At 54.4% G+C, this 17,102-nt stretch carries 22 protein-coding genes; 4 read left to right on the plus strand and 18 right to left on the minus strand.

The annotated features are described in order from the left end of the window. Nucleotides 1-166 precede the first annotated feature (166 nt). A complete protein-coding gene (locus GBC55_RS07715) occupies nt 167-640 on the minus strand; it encodes a hypothetical protein (RefSeq protein ID WP_162437708.1) in 474 nt (157 codons plus the stop codon). Nucleotides 641-1,208: 568 nt separating this feature from the next. Between GBC55_RS07715 and GBC55_RS07720 the strand changes: the two genes are divergently transcribed. Then, nucleotides 1,209-1,451 (plus strand): hypothetical protein, encoded by a 243-nt coding sequence (locus GBC55_RS07720; RefSeq protein ID WP_162437707.1) that lies wholly within the window; start codon nt 1,209-1,211, stop codon nt 1,449-1,451. Next, the gene (locus GBC55_RS07725; protein ID WP_162437706.1) at nt 1,444-2,373 is read left to right on the plus strand and encodes a site-specific integrase; all 930 of its coding nucleotides are present in this window, start codon (nt 1,444-1,446) and stop codon (nt 2,371-2,373) included. The genes GBC55_RS07720 and GBC55_RS07725 overlap by 8 nt, the downstream gene beginning before the upstream one ends. A 147-nt stretch (nt 2,374-2,520) precedes the next feature. On the opposite strand, the gene GBC55_RS07730 is transcribed toward GBC55_RS07725, so the two are convergent. The 11 genes from GBC55_RS07730 to GBC55_RS07780 all read right to left on the minus strand — a co-directional run bounded on the left by GBC55_RS07730 (nt 2,521) and on the right by GBC55_RS07780 (nt 12,759). Beyond that, nucleotides 2,521-3,453: a replication initiation protein gene (locus tag GBC55_RS07730; RefSeq protein WP_162437705.1), complete on the minus strand. Its 933-nt coding sequence runs from the start codon at nt 3,451-3,453 to the stop codon at nt 2,521-2,523. A gap of 10 nt (nt 3,454-3,463) precedes the next feature. Beyond that, nucleotides 3,464-3,664: an AlpA family phage regulatory protein gene (locus GBC55_RS07735; protein ID WP_162437704.1), complete on the minus strand. Its 201-nt coding sequence runs from the start codon at nt 3,662-3,664 to the stop codon at nt 3,464-3,466. 126 nt (nt 3,665-3,790) lie between these two features. Next, nucleotides 3,791-4,624, minus strand: coding sequence for a hypothetical protein (locus GBC55_RS07740; RefSeq protein ID WP_162437703.1), 834 nt, complete (start codon nt 4,622-4,624; stop codon nt 3,791-3,793). A 57-nt stretch (nt 4,625-4,681) separates the two neighbouring features. Then, nucleotides 4,682-6,043 (minus strand): site-specific integrase, encoded by a 1,362-nt coding sequence (locus GBC55_RS07745; protein WP_162437702.1) that lies wholly within the window; start codon nt 6,041-6,043, stop codon nt 4,682-4,684. Nucleotides 6,044-6,370: 327 nt separating this feature from the next. Further along, on the minus strand, nt 6,371-7,483 hold the full coding sequence (locus GBC55_RS07750) for a phage integrase Arm DNA-binding domain-containing protein (RefSeq protein ID WP_162437701.1): 1,113 nt from the start codon (nt 7,481-7,483) through the stop codon (nt 6,371-6,373). Next, the gene (locus GBC55_RS07755) at nt 7,483-7,695 is read right to left on the minus strand and encodes a hypothetical protein (protein WP_045060620.1); all 213 of its coding nucleotides are present in this window, start codon (nt 7,693-7,695) and stop codon (nt 7,483-7,485) included. Before GBC55_RS07755 ends, GBC55_RS07750 begins: the two co-directional genes overlap by 1 nt. A gap of 45 nt (nt 7,696-7,740) precedes the next feature. After that, on the minus strand, nt 7,741-8,868 hold the full coding sequence (locus tag GBC55_RS07760) for a site-specific DNA-methyltransferase (protein ID WP_218576854.1): 1,128 nt from the start codon (nt 8,866-8,868) through the stop codon (nt 7,741-7,743). 43 nt (nt 8,869-8,911) lie between these two features. Further along, a complete protein-coding gene (locus GBC55_RS07765; RefSeq protein ID WP_162437699.1) occupies nt 8,912-9,268 on the minus strand; it encodes a hypothetical protein in 357 nt (118 codons plus the stop codon). Beyond that, nucleotides 9,265-9,759, minus strand: coding sequence for a hypothetical protein (locus GBC55_RS07770; RefSeq protein ID WP_162437698.1), 495 nt, complete (start codon nt 9,757-9,759; stop codon nt 9,265-9,267). Before GBC55_RS07770 ends, GBC55_RS07765 begins: the two co-directional genes overlap by 4 nt. Before the next feature lie 89 nt (nt 9,760-9,848). Then, nucleotides 9,849-10,568, minus strand: coding sequence for a hypothetical protein (locus tag GBC55_RS07775; protein WP_162437655.1), 720 nt, complete (start codon nt 10,566-10,568; stop codon nt 9,849-9,851). 133 nt (nt 10,569-10,701) lie between these two features. Beyond that, nucleotides 10,702-12,759, minus strand: a complete 2,058-nt coding sequence (locus GBC55_RS07780; RefSeq protein ID WP_162437697.1) for a DNA cytosine methyltransferase — start codon at nt 12,757-12,759, stop codon at nt 10,702-10,704. Nucleotides 12,760-12,830: 71 nt separating this feature from the next. Here GBC55_RS07780 and GBC55_RS07785 point away from each other — a divergent pair, with 71 nt between their 5' ends. After that, nucleotides 12,831-13,418: a hypothetical protein gene (locus GBC55_RS07785; RefSeq protein ID WP_162437696.1), complete on the plus strand. Its 588-nt coding sequence runs from the start codon at nt 12,831-12,833 to the stop codon at nt 13,416-13,418. A 9-nt stretch (nt 13,419-13,427) separates the two neighbouring features. Here GBC55_RS07785 and GBC55_RS07790 read toward each other — a convergent pair whose 3' ends face one another. The 5 genes from GBC55_RS07790 to GBC55_RS07810 all read right to left on the minus strand — a co-directional run bounded on the left by GBC55_RS07790 (nt 13,428) and on the right by GBC55_RS07810 (nt 15,512). Then, on the minus strand, nt 13,428-13,736 hold the full coding sequence (locus tag GBC55_RS07790) for a hypothetical protein (protein WP_162437695.1): 309 nt from the start codon (nt 13,734-13,736) through the stop codon (nt 13,428-13,430). Nucleotides 13,737-13,817: 81 nt separating this feature from the next. Then, nucleotides 13,818-14,126: a hypothetical protein gene (locus GBC55_RS07795; RefSeq protein ID WP_162437694.1), complete on the minus strand. Its 309-nt coding sequence runs from the start codon at nt 14,124-14,126 to the stop codon at nt 13,818-13,820. After that, nucleotides 14,123-14,395, minus strand: a complete 273-nt coding sequence (locus tag GBC55_RS07800; protein WP_162437693.1) for a hypothetical protein — start codon at nt 14,393-14,395, stop codon at nt 14,123-14,125. Before GBC55_RS07800 ends, GBC55_RS07795 begins: the two co-directional genes overlap by 4 nt. A gap of 518 nt (nt 14,396-14,913) precedes the next feature. Then, complete coding sequence (locus GBC55_RS07805; RefSeq protein WP_178114299.1) at nt 14,914-15,072, minus strand: hypothetical protein; 159 nt, start codon at nt 15,070-15,072, stop codon at nt 14,914-14,916. A 2-nt stretch (nt 15,073-15,074) separates the two neighbouring features. Continuing rightward, nucleotides 15,075-15,512: a TerB family tellurite resistance protein gene (locus GBC55_RS07810; RefSeq protein WP_045060631.1), complete on the minus strand. Its 438-nt coding sequence runs from the start codon at nt 15,510-15,512 to the stop codon at nt 15,075-15,077. Nucleotides 15,513-15,895: 383 nt separating this feature from the next. Here GBC55_RS07810 and GBC55_RS07815 point away from each other — a divergent pair, with 383 nt between their 5' ends. Beyond that, nucleotides 15,896-16,210, plus strand: coding sequence for a DUF1654 domain-containing protein (locus tag GBC55_RS07815; RefSeq protein WP_162437692.1), 315 nt, complete (start codon nt 15,896-15,898; stop codon nt 16,208-16,210). Nucleotides 16,211-16,264: 54 nt separating this feature from the next. Here GBC55_RS07815 and GBC55_RS07820 read toward each other — a convergent pair whose 3' ends face one another. Beyond that, the gene (locus GBC55_RS07820) at nt 16,265-17,095 is read right to left on the minus strand and encodes a S24 family peptidase (RefSeq protein ID WP_162437691.1); all 831 of its coding nucleotides are present in this window, start codon (nt 17,093-17,095) and stop codon (nt 16,265-16,267) included. Nucleotides 17,096-17,102 lie beyond the last annotated feature (7 nt).

Consider the following 17,102-nt stretch of genomic DNA (forward strand, 5'->3'; position numbering starts at 1 on the left):
GTTCCAGTGGTCTCAGAAATCCTGCTGACGGCACCTTGATGAACCCCAATGGTTTCTCAGAGGTATTTGAGTTGTGTGATACTGAATCCAGGTGAGTCCTCAGGGGCACAGGAGTGCCCGACGGAGGACCACGGTGAACGGGGAGTGGAAGGGAGGTACTGTTAAGTCAATCCGTAGAGGTCCGCATAAGGTCTACTTGCTGCCGAAGATTTTCGAGTTGCTGCTCAAGCATGGATAGATGAGCCTCTAATGCATAGAGTCGCGGGCTGGCTGCCGGGGCTATATCGTAGATAGAGGGCACCTCCGATTCCGTCAAAGGTAATAGGGAGATCCAATGCTCGCAACGCTGCTCAACCCGGTAATACGAGTGGGATTTTTCCCATGAATTGTCTGGCTGCTTAATCGATGCGCCAAATACCAGATAGCTGCCACGTACCACACCAGAAACATTGATCCACTGCTCCGTTTTATCTCGCGGCAGAAGACTGGCTGTTTTAACGCCCTTCCCCTTACGAAAGATAAACCCTCCCCAAGAGCGATGAATCACATTTTCAGCCAACCCCATAAGGTGAGGGCTCTCAATCTGTCCGGTTTGGTCGATGCTGATCTGGATAGCCGCATGTGTATTTTTTTCAGGCATACCGCTCTCAAGTTTTGTTGTTGATGCTAATCAGCCTATTCACAACCTTCTCGTGTTTCCACCCAGCTCTTTGCATTTTTTCGCCTTGGTTTAGTTGCAGCACGTATAAAAATGTTGCGTTAATTTATTCCCGCTATGTAACGCGCCATTCTGGCGAGTTACATAGCGGGAATCAAAGCCAAGACCATATTAGCGCAACAAAAATAACGCACCTTAACTTTATTGCATACATATCTTATTTTGCGTAATCTGATCAAGTTCAAAACCGCCTTGCCCGGTCCGTACGCCTCTACGTCATTCGCAGACGCAATAAAGGAAGGCAGGACACGAAATCGAACCGTGTCATTCGCGGCGATTGAGTGCTGGAGCCCTCCAGTGAAAGGGAAGTGGTCGCGTAAGCCGGACTTTAAACGGCGAAAACGAAGCCTGGACGTGAACCAGGAGGCGTGAACAGTCCCCGCCTGCATACCAGTGCAAAGGGGGGCGAACAGGCACATAACGAACTATCTTCAGATGTGTGTCGCTGAACCGGAAACGGTCAGAAGTTCTTACAAAACAGAGATACTATATGAGCGAATTCAATACGCTGGCCGTTGCCGAACGTCTCAAATCTGAATCTAGGATTCGGAGAAAACCCAGAACCTATGCCCAGCGTCGTTCATTGCTCGACATCTACAAGCACGAGTTGCTTCAGCTCGATTCGGTTAGTTGTAATGGTAGTGAGTTGAAACGATGGCTAGCGGAAAAAGGAATTAAAGTCGAACGCTCCACAGTAAATCGCTGGCTTCACAGGAATCGTGTAGATGGCTAAATTCGCCAAACCAGCGAAGCAGGCCGCGTCGGTGATGAAAAAACTACAAGGCAACCATATCAAGTCAGTAAGTACAGTTCGAAACTACGAGCAGCGCTTAAAGCGGATCACTGTTTACCTACAAGAGTATCGTTTGGGCAGCCTCCGCGATATGACACCGGCTCGCGCACTCGATTACTTGCGGCAGCGCGCCGAGATTGTTGGCCAGAAAACTGTGGATATGGAACGGCAAGCGCTGCAAGCGATGATGCAGTACCTCACTCTTCAGCTTGCACCAGGTAACAAGTTGGAAGTCGTCAAGAGCACTGCCCCAACTGCATCCAAGGGGAAGGCTGGTCAGCCAACTCTTGGACGCCGATTGTCTGAGCAGTCGAGATCCTACACTCGTGAACAAGTAGCTCTAATTGCAACACGTCAGTCACCTCACAATGAGTTAGCAACCGAGATCGCATATGCCTCAGGCCTGCGCGCCCATGAATTGTTAACGCTGCGGCGTATCCACCATAAATTTCCTGATGTACGTCCTGCGCATCCCTTGAAATTTTCCGGCATCCGCGAGAGCTCCATTGCTTATACGGTTTACGGCAAAGGCGGTCTTACCCGCGAAGTGCGCATACCAATTCACTTGGCTAGGCGTTTGGAGTGGACCCGTCTATCAGAGGCGCGCACCGTCATTGATCGGGGAGTTCGCTATCAACAGCTGTACGCGATTGGTGGTGGCCAACCATGGAGCAAGTCGTTCGGTTCGGTCTCGAAAACAGTACTTGGCTGGTCCAAAGGTGCCCACGGACTCCGTCATAGTTACGCTCAGGAGCGACTGAGCACAATGCAATACATACTCACCCGTGAGGAAGCAAAGCTCGTTGTCTCTCAGGAGCTTGGGCACTTTCGTTCTGAAATTACCGAGGCATATCTACGATGATCTCCTTTCAATGGTGAAGCACGGTAGGCTCTGTTGCTGCTTGGTTCGAACGCCCTGCATTCCTCCGCAGTGATATCTAAATGGAGGGCGGTTCGCCATTTAACTCCACTAAAATCGATGGAGGCTGGCCTATATCTGATATGGCTTTTATCCACCTAGGTTGATCCAGCTTTTGATTGTTTGGTGGTGGACCCCTAGCGTGCGTCCAATTTCGCGTAAACTTCTACCTTCGGCCGCCATTGCTTTCGCCTTGGGAAGCAATTGAGCGCGGGTGGCGGCGCCTTTCTGCTTACCTCTTGCAGACTGTACCGTTCGGAACTCGCTAGGTGTAAACCGACGCCAGGTCCACGTACTGATGCTCCTCGCAATCGCCCGGCACTCGCGTTCCTGCATCGGATTGCCTATATCAGTGTGATTTGCAACAAGCACTAAATTTAGTATGGAGGCGGCAAAAGCGGTAGCCCCTCCTGGTCGCCAATAGTCGCGAACAGCACTGTAAGCTTGCTTGCGTACGATTTCGAAAACGGTGCAGTTGCGGCCAAGCCCGGCGTAGTTCACCTGCTTACTGCGACGCCTCATCGCTGCGGGCGAGGGTAGGTCAATGTAATCGGTCAGATCGTCAAGCTGGTAGGGAGCGTCAGCCCATTGGCGGGTAGCCCAGTGCTGATGCGCCGGATTCTTTACAATCAAGCCGCTATAACCTTTGTCCGCATCTAGGGCGCGGCGTAGACCCTCTTGGATTGCAGCCAAATACCTTGCGGGTTTGACTCTAGCAGCGTCCGACACCGGTACTGGGGCAGCCAGCAGGTAGATTAGGTGAGCGTGACCATTGACCGGATTCATCACTGTCATATTTGGTGGAGGGGCATTTCGGTCGCTCCAGTCCAAAGCCCCTCCGAGTCTGTCGATGTCGAATACAAGATTTGAAATCAGATTGGTTCCATTAGGTTGAATTAGCTTGCGTGACAATGCATATGAGAGAGGAAGGCGATATAGCCCCTCAATACTGAGATCGTTACTGCAATATGGGCGTCTGGTAAGACGTTTCTGAAATAGTTCTGCTGCAGATAGCGCTTGCACAGGACGCTGCTCATTGAGCAGCGTCGAGACGTTCAGTCACCCAGTCGTAGATTTCTTGGCTGTCCCAGCCTACTGCCCTCGCACCAATGCTTCGAGCGCGCGGGAACTTTCCGGACTTCATTAGATTGTATATCGATGCGCGGCGATAACCCGTTGTTTCAATTACTTCGGGTAAACGCATAATGCGCCGAAAGTTTTTGGTGTTAGACATAGCTAAGCTCCGTAGCGCCTGTTAGCGCTCAGTGGATTCGAAGCTAAGTAAAATATGTATGAATTCAGTTCGCTAACAGATCAGTCTGCGTGCAACGTGTACACTCTGCGCGCAAAGTGTACAGTTCTAGCGAGATAGTCGTTGCTTGTTGTCCTCTGAAATCCATTTTCTTAGGGTGCGTTGGTCGAGCTGGATTCCATCTCTAGCGCTGATAATTCGTGCGAAATCTGATATTCCTTTATATTCCTGGCCGGTTAAACGCCATTCGCTCAAAAAATGCTCCTTTAAAGTATTTGTGGGCGCATTTTTTGCCGTGGCTCCCCGCCTATTAGTGGCACTTACTGCGGAACGGCTTGAATCTATGGCCTCCCTGAAAATTTTCGCTGAGGCTGCCGACTGTTGAACGCAATCTAGCGCTGTGCTGTCGACAATTCCGTGCTGGAAATCTCTAAGTGCATCGTCGATCCAAAGCAAGCTTATACCCCATAGCAAACCCTCAATATCCGGAATGGCATCGGGGGCAATGAGGCGATTTACAATTAAAGGTTTTAAGATTTGCATTATTGCGTTTGTAAACCATCCCTCGTCACAGTTTGATGAGTTAACTACGGACCTGATGTCTTTGATCGGGGGGGAGTCTCTATCGAACTGAAGGCTATTGTTGTCTTGATTTATTACATCGTTAGCAAACTTGAGCCAGACTTCATTTTGTTCAAACTCAATTATTTTATCGGCTAGCCAATAAAACTCATTTTCTGTGGGTGGAACTCCAAAACATTCTGTCATGAAAATGTATGCCTCGCGCCCTAGCCTCCAAAGGTTTGGGTGCTCAGCATTGTATTCGCCCGCCCCATTTATGAAGGATCTATTCTTTACTCCGAATTGTTCGTCAGAAAACGACAAGAAAGGATCGAAATTTGTAAATAGGTTTATGCTCGGGTCGTTTTTAAAGCCACGCATTTCTACGTCCTATAGGATAGCTGTTTTTGCATTCGGTTTCGTATGACTGCTGCTCTGTTATGGAGTCGATATATCTGAAGCTAAGTTCGTAATTACCTCAAGGTGCTGACCGAGAAGTGACCAAGCCTCAGTCATTTCCTTGGCATAGTTGTGTCGTTGGTATATACGCTTAACTTTTTTTTCTTCAGTGTGATTTAGGCAGCGCTCGGCCACCTCCGGTAGCACTCCCAGGGCGGTCATAATTGTGGCTCCAGTGCGGCGCAGATCATGAGGAGTCCACTTGCCGCCTGTAAGGAGGAGTGCATGAGGTTTGGCGCTGCGACGGCTCATGACGCCCTGATCTGGCTGCCGCTGTCGATCACCAAGCTGTTTGGTCACTGTCTTGCTGGATACAGGGCCACTATTGTCGGTGTTGGGGTAGCACCAAATGGATTTGTTGCTGATGGTATTCACTCGTTCGAACTGTCTAACGGCGAAGGCAGAAAGAAAAATCAAATGTGGCTTATTATTTTTGCTGTTCTGGGAAGGGATCATCCAAGTCTTAGCTTCCAGGTTGATATCTTCCCAACGAGCACTTAGGAGCTCACCAATGCGACAACATGTAGAAAGAGCAATCCATATTGCGGCCTCTGTAGTAATTAGCAGTCCGGCATCTTGGATATTTTTAGCTAGCAGCTTAATTTCGTCAGCGCTCAGTACTCGATCTCGCTCAGTATCCCTTTGCCCGATCTTGGCCTTTCGAATGCTAGCGGTCGGATCGTGCTCGATCAGGTCTCGGTCAACCGCAAATCTGAACATTTGGCGCATAAGTGAAAAGGCTATCTTCGCTGCGCGATTAACTCCCCTAGATAACATCGTGTCAGTTACCTCGGTGATATGTCCCTTTTTGACGTCGGCAACAAATCGATTTCCTATGAAAGGAAGCACATCTTTCTCAAACATCCGGCGTACCTCGGCTCCCCCATCTTTACGATTGGCGATATCAATCTTCATCCAGCGTTCAAAAACTGCGGTGACAGTCTGGCGAGCGGCGAGGGCTGCAGAGGCAGCTTCAGCTTGAGCCCTTTCATTTTCCAATCTGGCCAATTCGGCATTTCTAGCGGCTATGGCGGCTGACTGCTCGGCTTCTAGATATTCGCGGATGTCTCTTGTGCCGTTTTTGTGCAACGTTGCAAGTTCCGCGGTCCGTTTTCTAGCATCCGCTAGAGTCATCATGCTGTCTCCATCCCGGCTATAGCTACCTATAGGGTATGTGGCTCTTTTCCCCTGGCTGTCTACGTACCGAAAGTAGAAAAGACGCTCACCAGAAGGAGTGATCCTTGCGACAAGGCTGCCATGGCCCCATATGATCGTTTCACTCAGCCAGCGATCGGATGATCCTGGTTTCGCAGACATTTGTCGGTCGGTGATGTTTGCCACTGTCATGCTCCGCCAATGGATAACCAATTTTTGGTTACCGTGCAGTTGCCAATTGGTTGCCAATTGGTACTGGATTTTGGAGGATATTACTGAACTGTATTAGACGAATGGAAGGGGTATTTCAGTCTTGATAGGCCTATTTTATTAGATCCTGTGGCTTTTTTGAGACGCTATTGGAAGATCATTTACCTTTATGGGGTGCTAGGGGTCGAGTGTTCGAATCACTCCGTCCCGACCATTATTCCTGAGTAAAATCAGACGCTTGAGCCGATCAGATAGATCGGCTTTTTTGTGCCTGCGCAAAACCGGCGCAAAACTGGCGCAAAACTACCCGGTGATTTCGCTGATATTCAGGTCCGGAATTGCCTCGGACCAGATGACTTCTTCGTGGTCGCGCTGGTAGTTTTTGGTCATGCCCTCGCTCGCATGTCCCGCAATTTTCTGCCCATCCTTTCCGGCTTTCTTGTACAGGTGCAGCGATAGCGCTCGTACTTCGTGGAAGCCAGGCATCTCCTCTTCCTTCCATCCCTTGTAGCATTCGGCCGCCTCACGGGCGTCCTTGAACGCTCGAGTCAAATACCTTTCCTCAACCTTCGTCCAATGATCTTTGGTCTGCGCCTGCTTCTGTTTCAGGCGCTCAGGCTTGCGGTGCACCAGGTACGGCGACACGACATCGTCGCGGCATCGGCTGATCACTGCCTGCAGTTCTGCGGTGACCCGAAAACGAATCCACGCGGCGTCGCTGGCCTTGGCTGTCTTCTTCTGCACCACGTACAAGTGGCCCTCGCGAACGCCGTCGAACCTCATGTCGAGGATGTCTGTCCGGCGTTGCGCGGTGATCAGCGCCAAATCGATCGCGTTTTGCAACCAGGCTGGCGCTTTCTCACGGATGGCCTTCAGACCCTCGACCGTGTGACGTTTGCGAAGCTTCTTCTCGATTCGGTTGATCGTGCTAGCTGCCGGGTTATCCGGGCACAGGCCCTTGGCTGCCGCGTGGTTGAAAATGTCGGTTAGAAGGGCACGACACTGGTTGGCCGTCCGCGGGGTTAGTGCATCCAGCATCTCCGCGACCATGCGAATCGATATCTGGTCGACGGCCTTGCCTTCGAACTGCTTGCGAAAGCGCCTGAAGTGCACCGCGTACAAGCTGAGCGTGCCTTTGGCCAGCTCGCGGGGCGGTAAGACATCGCGCTCATAGGCATCAAGGAACCCAGCAAAGGAATCCGAAGACTTATTCATAACGGCGCCAACAAGGTCGGCGCCGCGCATAAACTCCAGGTTCAGTTGTTTGGCGGCGTCGATCGCTTTGATGCGGTCGCTCCCAAACTGAAACCATTTGCCGTCGGTTGGCCGGCGGTAACGGTAAGTAGAGCGCCGCGCATCGAAGTAAAGGTTCTGCGGAAGGCTTTTGTTCGCAGTGTTGCGCGGCCGTGGCGCCATTATGCAGCTCCTTTCAATACCATTGCGACCAGGTCGTTTCCGTCCGAGCGATTGAATGCGGTCCAGTCAACGTACCAGAGTTTCCCAATCTGCTCGCCGGGCACCACGCCGTTACGGATGTGGTTGCGGATCGCCTGCGGACATTGCGGTGTTCCGTTCTCGCCCCAGCGCCGGCGCTGGAACTCACTGATTTTGATCAGCTCTCGTTTCATTGGGTGCTCCATGCCACGCGTGGCGGCAGAAGGTGGAAGTGGGGGTTATGCGGCTGGCGCTGCGTCGTGAAACACGTCCATCTGCGCCGCGCCGTCGAGCCATGCGGCCGCGATGCGACGTTTAGCCATGGCGGCATAGTCCGGGTTGAGTTCGCAGAGGATCGACTTGCGTCCTTCCTGCATGGCGACCACCGCCGTGGTACCGGCGCCGCCGAACGGATCCAGCACCATTCCGCCACGCGGGGCCCCGGCCAAAACGCATGGCCGGATCAGGTCGGGCGGGAAGGTGGCAAAGTGGGCATCCTTGAAGCTGTGGGTAGCTACCGTCCACACGCTTCGCTTGTTCCTCGTTGCGGTGTCCCAGATGCTTTCCTTTCGGTCAGGGCGATGCGTGCCTTTGTTTTGCCCGGGGATCGCCTGCTCTCGCTTCGAATCCTCTCGCTTGAAGCTGTCTCGCCTGGTTCGCTCGGCACCTTCCTTGTGAAAAGCGCCGTGGCCACCTTCACCGGTTGAGGTGTCCCAGTCTGTTGGTACCGTCGCTCGCGGCTTTGTCACCGCGTCGAAGCCGTGCCCGAATCCGACACCTGTTGGCGTGGCGCCGTAGATTGCCGGCTCTCGAATCGCTTCCATGTCGCAGTGATATCGGCGCGACTTGCTGAGCAGGAAGATGTATTCGTGGGCCTTAGTGCATCGATCCCTTGTTGATTCCGGCATCGGGTTCGGCTTGTGCCAGATGATGTCCTGACGCAGGTACCAGCCGTCATCCTGAAGTGCGAAGGCCAGTCGCCACGGCATGCCCATCAAGTCCTTGTGTTTAAATCCGGCAGGAGCTGATCTCCAGCCAGTTGCCTGACCTTTCCCTTGCCACGCGCCGTCACCGCGCTCTGCCATATATGAGCCACCACCTCCGCGTCCTCCAGATGCGTAGCTGTCGCCCATGTTCACCCAGGCCGTGCCGTCGTCGCGGAGTACTCGACGCACTTCGCGGAAAACATCGACCAGACGAGCGATGAACTCGGACGGTGTTTGCTCGAGGCCGATCTGCCCGTCAACGCCGTAATCCCGAAGGCCGAAGTACGGCGGGCTGGTAATGCACGTTTGAACTGATTGGTCTGGCAGGCTCCGCATCATGTCGATGCAATCACCAACCAGAATGCGGTGGTCTGTCATCACCGTGGCCCCGAGTAGATGAGCAAGGCCATGTAGGCGAGGGCGATCATGGCGTCACCTCGCCAGTGGGCAAAAGTTCGCCAGCCAACTCAGCAGCCAGACCAACAGGCCACCAGTACCGCGCACGCTGATATTCGGGATGGCTCTCTTCGCGAATCACCAACTCTTTGCGCCGAAGAGCCTTGAAGACGCTAAGCACGGATGGTGCTGATACTCCGAGGCGGTGCGCAACCTGAAAGGTAAGGCCACCCATGCCGAACACGCACGCCTGATCACCAAGTGCCAGCTTCTCGCAATCCTTCTGGTGCAGGTATGGCTGCGTTTCGCGATAGAGGTAGGCATTTTTCCGGCCGATCTTGCCCAGCTCGTCGAGGACGCTCTGCTGTTTTGCGGTCAGCTTCATGGCGTCACCTCTGAGGCCTCTGGAATATCCTCGAACTTGTAAGTCTTGATGACGCGCTCTTCGACGCCGGAGACCTTGATGAATTTTGCCTCTTCGACCCAGGGGTACGCGTCTGGCTCGCCATGCTTTCCACCGCCGCTCATCTCACAAAAGGCGAGCGCGCGGCCATCGGGCAGAATGAAGGCCTTCACATCGACATCGTAGTTTCGCTCCCAGCTGTAGTGGCACCAAGACGGAACTCCAGGGGCGGCCACTGCGCTGTAACGCACCTCGTTCACCGCATCATCGTGCGAGCTCTCATCGTAAAGCTGATCCAGATCCTCGCCGGACATGGAAGCCAAATCGTCAAGCGTAACGAGGCCTTTTGGTGCGTCGCCCACGCTGTCGTACTTGTAGCCGAAAGCATCGATTCCGTGATGCATCACCAGCAGCTTGGCCATCTGGCTTGCAGTGAGCGTATTCAGTGAGTGATGGATGTTTGCATCAAGCATGGGGGCTCCTTGCCGCTATAGCAGCTGACTTTGAGTTTGTTAACGAAATTTGAGGGAGGGCGTTGGAAATTAGTGTTTTCGCGGCTGGGTTACGATTTTCTCGGGTGGAGTACAGATGTACTCCTGTCGGAATCAGGCTGACACGTTTCGGCTTGCGGGTGAGTTGCGTTCCAGAGCTCAAAGGCTTCCTGAGTAGTGGTTGCCGTGATTTTCTCGTCGCAGGTGTAGCAATGAGCTACGCCGCCCGCCGCACCAACATCGCGATGACCTTGGTTACACGGGTTCATATGCCAGTCGTCATCCTGTTCCGGTTCAGCAACCTCAATCACCAAATTCTTACCGCAGCAGTGACAGAAGTTCATGCCGTTCTCAGCCGGGCCGTCATCGTGAAATGACCAGGTCGAGCCGCAGTTGCTGTTCCAGATTCCGCTGTCTTCGTCTTGGCTCCACTCACAATCTCCGCCTGCGAAGTCATCAATCCGCTGATCCGCTTCGTTCAGGCGCAGTTGCAGGGCGTCACGCTCGGCGGTGATGCGCTCAAAGTGCTGAGCCAGCGTGCATGCGAAGTCGCCGGCCAGCCGCTCAGCGATGTACTGGCGGTAGTCGTGACGCTTGAGCACGGTCTTGAACAGGTTGGCGATGTAACCTCGGCCGCCATCTGGCGTATTCAGATCAAAGCAGTTTTCTGTGGGCATGGGGCGTCCTATGCCTGGGCATGCCCGGGCGGTGAATAAGTTTAAAAAGTAAGAAAAAAGCCGATTTTGCAGGGTTTGAAAATGTCGTGACGCCAGGATCTGGGCTTTGAACAAGCTCAGGACGTATCCATGAAACGATTTTTGGAAGACCTGTTGTTCCAGATGTTGATCGACCAGGTGTTAAAGCAGATTTACCACTTGATCGAATGGCTCAACGCGATGCCTTGGCAGTTGTGGCTTGCCTGAGTCATGCCGCTACCGCGTGCCGCTCAGCAACTCTCCATGGATCATTGGCCCGTGCCAGTGCAGCCATTGGCGGCGGGCTGACACTGTTCCCGCACATGTGGACCTGTTGAGTCTTGGTGAACGGTTTGCCGTCGGCGCCGTGGCTGATGATGTAGTCGGCTGGGAAGCCTTGGGCCTTGTACAGCTCGACCGGTTGCAGCATCCGCAGGCAGATGTCGACGATCACGTAGGGCGTGCCTTTAATCGTGACGGTGACCAGGCCCAGTCGATCCTTGGTGGTGATAGTCGGTGCTGGTTCGCCGGCGGCGCTCACGTTCTCGGTGCCGTAATAGCTGATTAGGAACGCAGCCACACGCAGCGCGCCTGCTTCAACCTCTGGCGAAAGCTGGAACTCAACAAGCGAGCTCTTGCCGCCGCCACCAGCAGTAATGGTTGGTGCTGGCTCATCAACCGGCTGGCCGACGCTGGCGCCGAACTGACGCTCCATGAAGGCAGTGACCAGCCCGTGGTGAGTGCCACCGGCGCTGATGGTGTGCAGCGGATCTGCTACGTCCCGCGCATCGCAATTGCCGCGAAGGTGCACCAGGTTCGCCGTCACCAGCTGCTGCTGGCTGCCGGTGTTTGTCACCGTGGTCATCGGGTCTTCAATGCTCTTGGCGTCGGTGGTATTGAAACCCCCATTCATCTGAGCCATGAACACCGTCGAGATACCCATTGCGTGGGCAGCACCGGCCGGGCGCTGGTAGTTGCCACCGCTGGTGATGGTTGGCAGCGGCTCATCGAGCGCCTTGCCTTCATCAGCAAACCGGAACTTCACCAGGTGCGCAGCGGCAAGTGCGTGCTTTACGCCACCAGCGACCACCGTGCCCAACGGTTGATCGAGCCCAGGCACTCGCGGCTCTTGCCCGGCACGTTCGCCATATCCGGTTTGAATTAGGGTTGGGCTGATCAAAGTCAGTTCGCCACGGTTGGCGCAAGTCACCGTCGGCAGCGGGGCGTGCGGATCGTTGATGCGGTCGCTGCCCTGGTGTGTGGCTGGCGCGATGATGGGGCTGGCCATGGCGAACGATCCGCCGCGCGGCCAAGAGGTGACGGTGCGCAGCGGGTCGTGTGCTGACTGCACGCTTTCGCCGGACCAGTTCGCGATCGGTACGATGAACGGGTCCGCGGCATCGATGACGAACTTCTTCATGCCCTTGGCGATCCGCCGCAGCGTGGCCGGCGCCAGAGGCTTTGGCCGGGCGAAGATACTTTTGCTTGGGATGGTCCAGTCGATGCACTCGGCGGCGGTGCGCCACTTCTGCTGGCCCTTCCCTGGGTGCTTGGCATGGGTTGGTGCTGGCCAGACTATCGGCTCGCCGTCGCACCGGGCGATCATGAACAGGCGCTCGCGGCTGGTCGGCGCGCCGAAGTCGCAGGCTTTGATCACGCGCCAATCTACGACGTAGCCCAGATGCTGCAGCTCGGCGACAAAGGTTGCCCAGGTCTGCCCGCGGCGTTTCGGGTCTGGCACCAGGAACTGCTGGTGAACCGGGACGACTTCGCCTGGCTCGGCGATGGCGCCGCCAAGCTTCATGACTCGGCCAGTCACCTTGCAGCGCTTGGCGATCAGCGGCCCCCACTGGAGGATCTGCTTCACGTTCTCAAGGCTGATGACGCGGGGCTTCTTCTTGCCGGCCCACTTCAGGCCGATCCACGACAGGTTTCGAATTTCACGCTTGCGAGGCTGGCCGCCGGCGGCCTGGCTGTGATGCGTGCAATCCGGCGACATATGGAACCAACCAACGGCCTTGCCCCCGCATTCGGTGTCCGGATCACCGTCGAACACGTCAGTGGTGTAATGCACGGCGCCTGGGTGGTTGACGGTGTGCATACTGATTGCCTGGGGGCTGTGGTTCTTCGCGACATTCACCGCGCGGCCCAGTCCCATTTCCAGACCGGTACCGGCGCCGCCACCGCCGCAGAAGAAATCGACAACGATCTCATCGTCCTGAGAACTGAAGCCAAGTCCGTATTGAGTTTTGAAATCGAAGGGGTGTTTCTTCTGTTGCGCGGACATGAGTTATCCTTCGGGCGTGCGCCCGCTACTCGAAATGTGGGAATGCATGACAACGAAATTAGGGGATTGCAATGGATGCGGATCAAAGTTTGTTGCGACGCTGGGGTAAGCCGGTAAATTTTGGGCTTTTTGGTTTGGCTGCGTTTGCACTAATCGCAGCGGGTTTCTATTTCAGTGTTTTCAACAACGGGTTATCGCCTAAGTCAGACAATTGGTCTGATTTCGGATCGTTCGTTGGTGGTCTGCTTGGGCCAGCTATTTCGATAGTGACCCTCTTGGCGCTGCTCCGCACAATTGATCTTCAGCTTGATCAAAGCGCGCATTTTGTGGCTGATGGGGCAAAGGCCAGACTTGCAGAATATAAAGCGAGCCAGTTGCAGCTACTTGATCAGCAGATATTGATGTATGAACGGATGATTGATAGATACAATATTGAAGCCGAACGAGTGTTTAATATTCGACGGGAAACAGGCAATACAAAAGGCAATGAGCTAAAAGACTTGGATGATGGTATTCAACAAACTGAACAAGAGGTTGGGAAGCTCATTCGACTTTCTGTTGATGTGTCACTCAGTAGTTTCGATTCTATTGAGCAGCTTAGAATGAAGATGGTGAATGAGCTTAAAATCATCAATCCGATAATTTATAAATTCCCATAAGCGACGTAATTATGTCTCGACCCCCGTCATAGCGAACCGCTCAAGCTGTCGCGACTGCTTATCGGTTATGCCTATTTCAGGTCGCGACATGCTCGCGAACTTGGTCGATTCGTAACACGTTGCCTTGGCCAGGTTGATCAGCAACGTCGAAACCGTCTCTTGCCATTCTTCGAATTCATGACGCTCGCCCAGAATATTGAGCGCGTCATCTAACGCTTTCGAAACAATCAGCGTGCGCTTCTCGGCGCCGATCCGGTCGAGCAGTTCCTTCTCCTTGGCGCGCTTGGCCTTCTGAATCTCCGCGTTGCTCTTGGCCATTGCCTGCCTCTTCAATTGCGTGGGCCGGTATATCCAGCCATGTCTGTCGTCTGCGCTGGCGCACCTGGTTGCTGAGGCGCTTCATGAAGTGAACTTGAAGCCGTTCTCACGGGCGATTAGCCGGGCTCGCTTCGCTTCCATGCCGCAGTCTCTGGCTGCTTTGGCGACCGGCGTTCCAGCCTCAGCCAATTCCTTCAGCCTGGGTGCGACCTTGTCCCGCTCGGCACGAAGCTTATTGCTGTGAGTGGTGCCGAAGCCGCCAAGCTTTTCGCCGCTGACGCCTGAGGCGACTTCCTGAACCGAGCGGCCGGCGCCGAAGAACTGGTCCAGCTTATGGTTCAGGTCATCGATGAATGAGTCTCGCGGGTGAGGCATTGGAACGCCGATCATGACTGCGCTCCTACAGTCCGGTTGGCTTTGTCTTCGAACTGCAGGGCGAGGTCATACGCTGCCTTAAAGGTTTCACGGAAGGCGCGAGTCTTACCGCTGCTCAGGTCGATCACCCGAAACATCCCGCCGCTTTCACCGGATACTTGGAAGCGCACCTTCTTCGGCGGCATTACCCGGTCAAGCCGATCAAAGAACGCGATGCGCGCCGCGTGGGTTTTGCGAAGCAGCACACCGAGTTCGTCGATGCGCTCTTGAAATGATGGATGCATGTTTGATCCTCGGTGTGGGTTGCGTGTATTCGTCAGCACTCGGCCTTCCTGCTGGTTGCCGTTGGGCGCAGGGGAGAGTGCTGACGGATAAAGGCAGGCGTAAAAAAGCCCGATCGAAACCGGGCCTTTTCCCTCTTACGTGAAAAGCCTACTGAGCCATGAGGGCCGGGTAGGTATCTGAAGTTCACATGGCTGCAAATCCTCCGCGTTAATACTGATTTAGGTGAGCGTTACGGTGCGTAATCCTCACCACGTTGAGCTTTATCTCAGCTGACGCAGGTGGCCGGTATAAGCCGGGGATTCGTCCGCATCGGGGTGGACGCTGAAGCACTCCGCTTTGCAATCACGGCGCTGGCATTGTCACAACGTCCACTCCGATGCGGCCTGGTGCTGGGGAGTACCAGGAGCTCGGGCAGTTATCGTCAGGCTGACGTAGGGCCGGAAAGAAATTTCCAGTTAGGTGCAAAGTTTTTCCGGTGCATCCCGCTGCCCACTCAGTGAATGGGCAGAAGTGATGCCTACGGTTTGTCTTTCGCTTTCACGGCCATCAGCACTATCAGCAGCAGCGCGACCAATACCAGGTCGCCGACCATTGAGAGGATGCGGCTTGCCGAGTCGACAAAGACAACACCGCCAGCGAGCCCATACGCGGCCAGCGAGCGTGCTTTGTTGAACATGACTACAGGTAGTCTTTGAGGTTGAGGTTCATGATCTTGGCAGCCTTCTCCAGCACCGCCATTTCGGCTGGCTCGATCTCGCCGTCTGCCTCGGCCACGGTGAGCATGAAGTTCAGGACGGTGGCTGCGTCGTCAACGCTGTGGGCCAGGTCCTTCAGTTCCTTCTCGGCGTTCTGCCGGATGATGCGGGGGCCGCCATCGTTGAAGTCAGCCTTGGCCCGGTCGATGGTGTTGCTCAGCTCGGCGCCGAAGCCTTTCAACGCTGCCGAGTTGTTGATCAGCTTCTCGATCTTCTCGAGCTCTTCCTTCTCGATGTCACCATCAGCGGAAGCGACGTAGAACACGCCGTAGACCGAAGCCTGCATCAGGTCGCGGTTGGTCATCACGGCCAGGGCCTGACGGGCTTCGCCTGATTTCTTGCCAAACAGTTTGCCGAACATTGTGAATCCTCTGGGTTGGGTTGCATCCCGCTGCACCCTGTCGCCAAGGTGCAGAAGTGATGCTGTCCTTCGCGGCGAACCTTGCGTGCCGAGTTACCGGACACGGAAGCGCGCCGTGTTGCGTTGTTGTTCCCTGATCGCAATCAGGGTTCGTCTTCAGGCTGTGAAAGAGCGGTGGTGCTGCGCAGTGCATGTAGCTCGCTGCGATGGATGTAATTTAGAAAACTAAACCAAGATCGTCAACAGATATTTTAGATAACTTAACAAAAAAAGCGGTCCGATAACGCGCTGTGAACTCCCCGTCAAGACTTACGGTTTAGGAAACTACACGTTATGCTGAGTCAAACCTGTATGGATATACAGCATCTAAAGGAGGGCGGGACATGGCAAAGAAACAGGCAAAACCGGTGGTACGGCAAGAGATGAGTGGCATTGAGCGGTTAGGCCTGCGCGTTTCATCAATGATTAATCACCCGTTCGCGCAGGACGTGCGCTGCGTGACGATTCATCGACTCGACACAGATGGGGACAGGGAGTGGGAAGAGGTGATGGGTCTGCTGTCCGAAACAGACGGCATAGAAATGACCTTTAACGACGACGAATCGGTAACGTTGAAATGGGAAGCGTCGTCAGAGAACGACCATCAGGTTGAAGTGCACGATGAGTTCATGGCCGTTGAGGAGCTGGCACCATTCTGACGGGCATAAAAAAGCCCGGCGCGATGTCCGGGCTTTCACGCAGCCAGTAAGGCTTTACGCTTTGCGACCATTCCAAATAAACAGGACTTTGGCGTGAATTGTTACGTCGTCAATTCTGGCTGTTTGATTTTCGTAGTGCTTGTTGTCCGAGATCAGGCGGTAATTTTCTTCGTCGAGCCGCATAACACGTTTGATGTACAGCTCTTGGTGCCAGGTCATCACATAAATGCCCTCGCCAACGAAGTCCTTCACTCCACGATCAACAATCACTAAATCTTTGTCATTTATTGTGCCTTCCATCGACTGGCCCCAGCCCGTGATCATGGCGAGCGCGCTTGCAGCGGTGTAGGTGACGCCTTTCTCCCGCAATATTTCCTCGCGCACTACCAGGTTGCGGACGGCCTCGTTGTACTCCGGCGGAACTTGGCCGTGGCCCATGGCCGCGCGAATGTCGTATTGCGGAATGAGAATCTCATCATTGGTCGGCCGGAGCGCGGCGTAATTTCCTGGTAAATGTTGCTGGCCGTTAGCAATAGGGCTGTCGGCCTCGGCCGCTGCCGCAAGTACCATTTCCCGAGCCTTGTCTGAAAGGTTCTTGCCAGCCTTTGTCGCGAGCATGTGAGCCACCAATTCAGCGCTCGTAGAGCCAGCCTTCGGGCCGTCCAAAGATGCTGCATCTCCTGGTGAGCCCGTTCCTTCTGAAAGCCAATCAGGCGAGCACTCCAACGCTTTCGCCAGTGCAAGAAGGTTTTTCCCTTTTGCTCCATTGGTACCGGACACCCAAAAGCTGACTGTCGCCTTCGATACGCCTGTCAGTTTGCTGATGTCTGTAGCGCTGAGGTTCAGCTCCCTCATGCGCGCAGTGACGCGATCTTTGAATTCCATATTTAGG

It is taken from the genome of Pseudomonas sp. TNT3, from assembly GCF_010095445.2.
Classification (GTDB): domain Bacteria; phylum Pseudomonadota; class Gammaproteobacteria; order Pseudomonadales; family Pseudomonadaceae; genus Aquipseudomonas.